Origin of the sequence: Streptomyces sp. IBSBF 3136 (assembly GCF_036815105.1) — a bacterium.
In the GTDB taxonomy this organism is placed as follows: Bacteria; Actinomycetota; Actinomycetes; order Streptomycetales; family Streptomycetaceae; genus Streptomyces.
Map to the genome: position 1 here is coordinate 31,480 of NZ_JAJSZC010000098.1, position 7,531 is coordinate 39,010.

Genomic DNA, 7,531 nt, shown 5'->3' on the forward strand with positions numbered 1-7,531 from the left:
TCCTATCGCGTCGGTATCAGGCGTGCGTGGCGGCCAGCGATGCGCGGGCGGCCGCGGCCACGTTCTCGGGGGTGAAGCCGAACTCGGCGAACAGTGTGGTCGCATCGGCGGAGGCACCGAAGTGTTCGAGGGAGACAATCCGACCTGCGTCCCCGACGAACCGGTGCCAGGTCAGGCCGATCCCGGCCTCGACGGCCACCCGCGCCCGCACCGCGGGCGGCAGCACGTGCTCGCGGTAGGCGCGCGGCTGCTCCTCGAACCACTCCACGGACGGCATGGACACCACCCGCGTGCCGATCCCCTCGGCCTCCAGCAGCTCCCGCGCGGCGACGGCCAGCCGCACCTCGGAACCGGTCGCGATGACGATCACCTCCGGGGTCTCGGTCGACGACTCGCGCAGGACATACCCGCCCTTGGCCGCGTCCTCGTCGGGCGCGTACGTCGGCACGCCCTGGCGGGACAGCGCGAGTCCGTGCGGGGCCGGGTCGGTGGCGTGCCTCTTCAGGATCTCGGCCCAGGCGATCGCGGTCTCGTTGGCGTCCGCCGGGCGGACGACGTTCAGGCCCGGGATGGCGCGCAGCGAGGCCAGGTGCTCGACCGGCTGGTGGGTGGGGCCGTCCTCGCCGAGGCCGATGGAGTCGTGCGTCCAGACGTACGTCACCGGCAGCTGCATCAGGGCCGACATCCGTACGGCGTTGCGCATGTAGTCGGAGAACACCAGGAAGGTGCCGCCGTAGATCCGGGTGTTGCCGTGCAGCGCGATGCCGTTCATTTCCGCGGCCATGGAGAACTCGCGGATCCCGAAGTGGACGGTACGGCCGTACGGGTCGGCCTCGGGCAGCGGATTGCCCTCCGGCAGGAAGGAGCTGCCCTTGTCGATGGTGGTGTTGTTGGAGCCGGCGAGGTCGGCCGAGCCGCCCCACAGCTCGGGGATCACCGGGCCGAGGGCCTGCAGCACCTTGCCGGAGGCGGCACGGGTGGCGACTGACCTTCCCTCCTCGAACACCGGCAGGGCGTCCTGCCAGCCCTCGGGCAGCTCGCCCTTGCTGACCCGGTCGAACAGCGCGGCCCGCTCGGGCTGGTCGGCACGCCACTCGGCGATCCGCTTGTCCCAGGCCGCGTGCGCCTCGGCGCCCCGGTCCAGGGCCCGGCGGGTGTGCTCCAGCACCTCGTCCGAGACCTCGAAGGTCTTCTCCGGGTCGAAGCCGAGGAGCCGCTTGGTGGCCGCGATCTCGTCCTCGCCGAGCGCCGAGCCGTGGGAGGCCTCGGTGTTCCGCGCGTTCGGGGCCGGCCAGGCGATGATCGTGCGCAGGGCGACGATCGAGGGCCGTCCGGTCTCCGCCCGGGCCTCCCGCAGCGCCGCGTACAGCGCGGGCACGTCGATGTCGCCGTCGGGGGTGGGCTCCACGCGCCGGGTGTGCCAGCCGTAGGCCTCGTACCGCGCCAGTACGTCCTCGGAGAAGGCGGTCGCGGTGTCGCCCTCGATGGAGATGTGGTTGTCGTCGTAGAGGAAGACCAGGTTGCCGAGCTTCTGGTGGCCCGCGAGGGAGGAGGCCTCGGCGGAGACGCCCTCCTCCAGGTCGCCGTCGGAGACGATCGCCCAGACCGTGTGGTCGAAGGGGGACTCGCCGCGCGGGGTGTCCGGGTCGAACAGGCCACGCTCGTAGCGGGCGGCCATCGCCATGCCCACCGCATTCGCCACACCCTGGCCCAGCGGGCCCGTGGTCGTCTCCACGCCGGCGGTGTGCCCGTACTCCGGGTGACCGGGCGTCTTCGAACCGTGCGTGCGGAACGCCTTCAGGTCGTCGAGACCCAGCTCGTACCCGGACAGGTAGAGCTGCGTGTAGAGCGTCAGCGAGGTGTGACCGGGGGACAGCACGAAGCGGTCACGACCCGCCCACTCCGGGTCGGCAGGGTCATGCCGCATCACCTTTTGAAAGATCGTGTACGCGGCAGGGGCCAGGCTCATCGCCGTGCCGGGGTGGCCGTTGCCGACCTTCTGCACGGCATCTGCCGCCAGAAGCCTGGCGGTGTCCACGGCACGCCGGTCGAGGTCGGTCCACTCGAAACCATCGGATGTCTGCGTGCTCATCTTCAAGAAGTCCTCGTTCGAAGCGTTATAGCGGCCGGACGCGTTCAAAAGTAAAAGTCTGACTTTTAAGAGGGAAGGGCGGGGTGTGTCACCCTGTGGTGAATCTGGGACAGTGATCACGCGACAGGAGTGGCACGAAAGCGAACATGGCGGACACACCACCCCAAGGCGGCGGCCTCATCGGCGGCGACGCGATCAGAACCTTCCCCTTTCCGGTCGAGCTGGCCGTAGGCGGTGTCGGCATGCAGGTCGCCCCCATGGGAGACGACCGCACCTGGCACGCCGACGCCCCGCTGCACCGTGTCCACCGCATCGACTTCCACGTGGTCATGCTCTTCACCGACGGACCCGTACGGCACATGATCGACTTCGCCGACTACGAGGCCACCGCCGGCGACCTGCTGTGGATCCGCCCCGGACAGGTCCACCGGTTCTCCCGGACCAGCGAGTACCGCGGAACCGTGCTGACCATGCAACCCGGCTTCCTGCCCCGCTCCACCGTCGAGGCCACCGGCCTCTACCGCTACGACCAGCCGCCCCTGCTGCGCCCGAGCACCGAACAACTCACCGCGCTCCGGGCCGCCCTCGAACAGCTCCGCCGCGAGTACGAGGACACCGCCACGCTCCCCGCCGGCCTGCACACCGCCGTGCTCCGGCACACCCTGACCGCTTTCCTGCTGCGCCTCGCCCACCTCGCGGCCAGTTCGGCCCAGGCGTCACGGCAGCAGGCGGACACCACCTTCACCCTCTTCCGGGACGCGGTCGAACAGGACTTCGCCACCAACCACAGCGTCAGCGCCTACGCGGACGCGCTCGGTTACTCGCGCCGCACCCTCGTCCGCGCCGTCCGCGCCGCCACCGGACAGACCCCGAAGGGCTTCATAGACAAGCGGGTGATCCTGGAGGCCAAACGTCTCCTCGCCCACACGGACCTGCCGATCGGCCGAGTCGGCGCGGCCGTCGGCTTCCCCGACGCGGCGAACTTCTCCAAGTTCTTCCACCTGCACACCGGGGTCACCCCGGTGACGTTCCGGGCCGAGCTGCTGTAGGGGTGGTGGGGGGCGTGCGAACGGCGTCGGTCGGTCGCGGGCCCGCGGTGCCCCGGAACGCGCCCGCCCCGGTGCGCGCCGCGTGAGCGGCGCACACCGGGGCGGGTGATCGTCGGGTCAGTGACCGAAGTCGAACCAGTTCACGTTCACGAAGTCGGCCGGCTGGCCGCTGGTGAACGTCAGATACACGTCGTGCGTGCCGGTCACCGAGCCGATGTTCGCCGGAACCGTGCGCCACGACTGCCAGCCCCCGGTGTTGGACAGCGCGAAGCTGCCGATGGGGGCGTTGGAACGGCTGTCCAGGCGCACCTCGACCAGACCGCTCACCCCGGACGCGGCCCCGCTCGCCACCCGAGCGTAGAACTGGGTGGCCGCCGTGGAGCCGAACTTGACGCCCTTGTAGAGCGCCCAGTCACCGCCTGCGAGGTAGCCGATGTCCTGGCCGCCGCCGGTGTCCGTGGTGGTCTCGGTGCTCACGCCGGACTGGCTGTCGTAGGACTCGGCCTGGATGGGGGAGTAGGCGTCCCGGCTGCCGGAGGGCGGGGGAGTGGTGCCGCCGCCCCCGCCGGACGACTGGAGCACCTGCACGTAGTCCACGACCATCGGGTGGTTCGGCTCGGTACCGCTGTCCGGACCGCCGCCGAAGGCGCCCGGGAAGCCGCCGCCCATCGCCACGTTCAGGATGACGAAGTAGCCGTGGTTGGTGGCGTTCGCCCACGTCGTCGCGTCGACCTGGTTGGCCTTGACCGTGTGGAAGTTGACCCCGTCGAGGTAGAAGCGGATCTCCTCGGGGCTGGTCGAGCGGTCCCACTCCATGGCGTAGGTGTGGAAACCGGCCTGACACGTGGTGCCGGTGCAGGCGGTGGAGTTGCCGATGCCGGACGTCTCGTTGCAGGGGCCGCCCGGGTTGCTGCCGCAGTGCATCGTGGCCCAGTCGGTGTTCAGGCCCTGCACATTCTCCATGATGTCCAGCTCGCCGACGCTCGGCCAGTTCTGGTAGTTGCCGCGGAAGGGGGCCCCCAGCGTCCAGAAGGCCGGCCAGTACCCCTTGGCGGCGGCTCCGGTGACGTTCGGCATCTGGATCCGGGACTCCACGCGCAGCTTGCCGCCGGCCGGCGGCTGGAAGTCGGTCCGGGTGGTCTCGATGCGGCCCGAGGTCCAGTGCCCGGACGCGTCGCGGCGCGGGGTGATGAGCAGGTTGCCGTTGCCGTCCAGCGCGACGTTGTCGGTGCTCGAGGTCATCGACTCGACCTCGCCGGTACCCCAGTTGGCGGCGCCGCCCGGATACGAAGTACCGGTGTCGTACTGCCAGTTCGACGTGTTGACACCGGAACCGGCCGAGCCGTTGAAGTCGTCGAGGAAGACCTGCGTCCAGCCGGAGGGGGGTGTGGGGGCGGAAGCGCTTGCGGGGAGGGTGGCGGCCGTGGCGGCCGCCGCGGCCAGACCGAACGTGGCCACGACGGCGACGAGCGCGCGCCGGAAGGCCCGGGGTCTGGGCATGCCGGAGGATTCACTCATGGGGGAAGGACCTCTCGGGTACGGGGAGTGCGGGATGGGGAGCGCTCCCACACTGGGTTGAGAGCGCTCTCAGGCTGCCGCCAATGTGCTCCCCGGCCCTGCGGTCGTCAAGACTTGAAACAAGGAAAGTCCGTACGAGGCACGGGAGTTCACGCCTCGAAGCCGCCCGTATCGGTCCAGACCAGGCCGGGGCGGCGGGCCGCTACGAGGGGCGGCACGGTCGGCGGGAGGCAGGGGAGGACGGGAGGTGGGCGGTCGGCTGTGGGAGACGGGATACGGAATACGGGATACAGAAGGCCGGACACAGGAGGCCGGATACAGGAGGCCGGATACAGAAGGCGGGATACGGGGGACTGGATGCCGGCGACCGGATACGGGCGATCCCATACGAGAGACCGGCAGCGGTGGGCCGGGAGGCCCGCGGGTGAGCCGTCAGTCGGTCAGGAGCGGGCCGCCGGTGGCTCGTGGGCGCTGCCGCGGCGTGTTCTGCCGAGGGCTGCGAGGACGAAGGTGACGCTGATGAGCAGGGACCAGGCGCCGAACTTGGAGATGTCGACGGGCTGCCAGCCGTGGAGCTGGTACGGGTAGCGCCAGGCGCCCACCCCGGTGGCGAGGTTCTCCGCCAGCCACAGGAAGAAGCCGATCAGGGTGAAGGAGAGCGCGAGCGGCATCCGTCGTCGTACCCCGCGCACGGTGTACCGCACGGAGGTGCCCGCGGTGACGGCGACGAGGAGGGCGGCGAGAGGCCAGCGGGCGTCGGGCAGCCAGTGGTGGCTGAAGAAGTTGATGTAGACGCCGGCGGCCACCAGCGCGGTCGCCCGGGGCCGGTAGCCGACCAGTTCCAGGTCGAACAGGTGCCAGGCCCGGCAGACGTAGCTGCCGACGGCCGCGTACAGGAAGCCGCCGTACAGGGGGACGCCCGCGAACTTCAGCACCGCCGGCTCCGGGTAGCTCCACGAGCCCTGCGCCACCTTCACCAGCTCGAAGGCGAGGCCGATGACATGGCAGGCGGTGATGACGGCGACGTCCCGGCCGCTCTCCCGGCCGCGCCGCCAGAACAGCACGGTGAGCAGGACGCCGTAGGCCACGAGCAGGTCGTAGCGTGCCACGGGCAGGGACGGCAGCAGCGTCGACGCCGCCACCCCCGACAGCAACGCTATGGCGAAGGCGCAGGCGCGGGTCTGGGTCCAGGTGAAGGCGAGCAGCTGGCCCACCGGGGAGGCCGGAGGTCCGGCCGGACTTGTACTGAGCATGGTGATCAGGAGGACGGCCGGCGGCCCCTTCCGGTTGCCGGGGCGCGCAGGTCACGGGAACACCGATCCGGCCTCGCACGCCAAGTAGGGTTCCTGACGGGCCGACCGGGACAGAGGGCGGTGCGTGCGGAAGAGGTGCGGGTGTGAGGCTGACGATTCTGGGCGGTGGGGGCTTCCGGGTTCCGCTCGTGTACGGGGCGCTGCTGGCTGACCGGGGCGAGGGCCGGGTCACGGAGGTCGTGCTGCACGATCTGGACGCCGGTCGACTGCATACAGTCGCCCGCGTACTGGCCGAGCAGGCGTCGGCCGTCGGCGACGCCCCGCAGGTGACCACCACGACCGACCTCGACGAGGCCCTGCGCGGCGCCGACTTCGTCTTCTCCGCGATCCGCGTCGGCGGTCTCGAAGGCCGGGCGAACGACGAGCGGGTGGCCCTCGCGGAGGGCGTCCTCGGTCAGGAGACGGTCGGCGCGGGCGGTGTCGCCTACGGACTGCGGACGGTTCCGGTCGCCGTCGACATCGCCCGGCGGGTGGCCCGGCTGGCACCCGACGCCTGGGTCATCAACTTCACCAACCCGGCCGGACTGGTCACCGAGGCCATGTCCCGCCACCTCGGCGACCGGGTCATCGGCATCTGCGACTCGCCGGTGGGCCTCGGCCGCCGCATCGCCCGGGTCCTCGGCGCGGATCCCAAGGAGGCGTGGATCGACTACGTCGGCCTCAACCACCTCGGATGGGTGCGTGGTCTGCGGGTCGCGGGCCGGGACGAGCTGCCGCGCCTGCTCGCCGACCCCGGCCTGCTGGGCTCCTTCGAGGAGGGCAGACTCTTCGGCACCGACTGGCTCCGGTCCCTGGGCGCCGTCCCCAACGAGTACCTGCACTACTACTACTTCAACCGGGAGACCGTGCGGGCCTACCAGGAGGCCGAGAAGACCCGCGGCGCCTTCCTGCGCGACCAGCAGGCGCGGTTCTACGAGGAGGCCGGGCGCGCGGACGTGTCCGCCCTCGCTGTGTGGGACCGCACCCGGACCGAGCGCGAGGCGACGTACATGGCGGAGAACCGGGAGACGTCCGGTGCCGGCGAGCGCGAGGCCGACGACCTCTCCGGCGGCTACGAGAACGTGGCCCTCGCCCTCATGCGGGCCATCGCCCGCGACGAGCGCGCGACCCTCATCCTGAACGTGCGCAACCAGGGCACCCTGTCGGTCCTCGACCCGGACGCCGTCATCGAGGTGCCCTGCCTGGTCGACGCCAACGGCGCCCACCCGGTCGCGGTCGCACCGCTCCCCGGGCACGCCACCGGTCTGGTCTGCGCGGTCAAGGCCGTCGAGCGCGAGGTGCTCGCGGCCGCCGAGTCCGGTTCGCGTACGACGGCCGTCAAGGCGTTCGCCCTGCACCCGCTGGTGGACTCGGTCGACGTGGCCCGACGTCTGGTCGACGGGTACTCGGCCGTCCATCCCGGCCTGCAGTATTTGAAGTAGAGGCCGGGGGGGGGAGTGGTCACTGACCCTCGAAGCGGGGACGGCGGTGAGCGCCGTTGTTCGGGTCGGCCGGCCGCTCCCCGTGACCGCGGCCGGCCGACTCGATCCCCCGTTCCCCCGATGGTGCTACCCCCCCCC

5 protein-coding genes are annotated in these 7,531 nt (G+C 71.1%); 2 read left to right on the forward strand and 3 right to left on the reverse strand.

From position 1 onward, the window contains the following. Window positions 1–16: 16 nt before the first annotated feature. Window positions 17–2,092 (reverse strand): transketolase, encoded by a 2,076-nt coding sequence (gene tkt, locus V7E45_RS21455; RefSeq protein WP_333775822.1) that lies wholly within the window; start codon window positions 2,090–2,092, stop codon window positions 17–19. Between the two features lie 146 nt (window positions 2,093–2,238). Between tkt and V7E45_RS21460 the strand changes: the two genes are divergently transcribed. Continuing rightward, window positions 2,239–3,141, forward strand: a complete 903-nt coding sequence (locus V7E45_RS21460) for a helix-turn-helix domain-containing protein (RefSeq protein ID WP_333775823.1) — start codon at window positions 2,239–2,241, stop codon at window positions 3,139–3,141. Between the two features lie 117 nt (window positions 3,142–3,258). Here the strand turns inward: V7E45_RS21460 and V7E45_RS21465 are convergent, their stop codons facing one another. After that, on the reverse strand, window positions 3,259–4,659 hold the full coding sequence (locus V7E45_RS21465) for a glycoside hydrolase family 16 protein (protein WP_333775824.1): 1,401 nt from the start codon (window positions 4,657–4,659) through the stop codon (window positions 3,259–3,261). A 440-nt stretch (window positions 4,660–5,099) separates the two neighbouring features. Next, on the reverse strand, window positions 5,100–5,912 hold the full coding sequence (locus V7E45_RS21470) for a DUF817 domain-containing protein (RefSeq protein ID WP_333775825.1): 813 nt from the start codon (window positions 5,910–5,912) through the stop codon (window positions 5,100–5,102). A gap of 143 nt (window positions 5,913–6,055) precedes the next feature. Here V7E45_RS21470 and V7E45_RS21475 point away from each other — a divergent pair, with 143 nt between their 5' ends. Then, window positions 6,056–7,393 (forward strand): 6-phospho-beta-glucosidase, encoded by a 1,338-nt coding sequence (locus V7E45_RS21475; protein ID WP_333775826.1) that lies wholly within the window; start codon window positions 6,056–6,058, stop codon window positions 7,391–7,393. The last annotated feature ends 138 nt before the right edge of the window (window positions 7,394–7,531 follow it).

Coding starts and splice junctions, on each gene's coding strand:
- tkt (WP_333775822.1), bottom strand. CDS start 2,092: ATGAGCACGCAGACATCCGATGGTTTCGAGTGGACCGACCTCGACCGG.
- V7E45_RS21460 (WP_333775823.1), top strand. CDS start 2,239: ATGGCGGACACACCACCCCAAGGCGGCGGCCTCATCGGCGGCGACGCG.
- V7E45_RS21465 (WP_333775824.1), bottom strand. CDS start 4,659: ATGAGTGAATCCTCCGGCATGCCCAGACCCCGGGCCTTCCGGCGCGCG.
- V7E45_RS21470 (WP_333775825.1), bottom strand. CDS start 5,912: ATGCTCAGTACAAGTCCGGCCGGACCTCCGGCCTCCCCGGTGGGCCAG.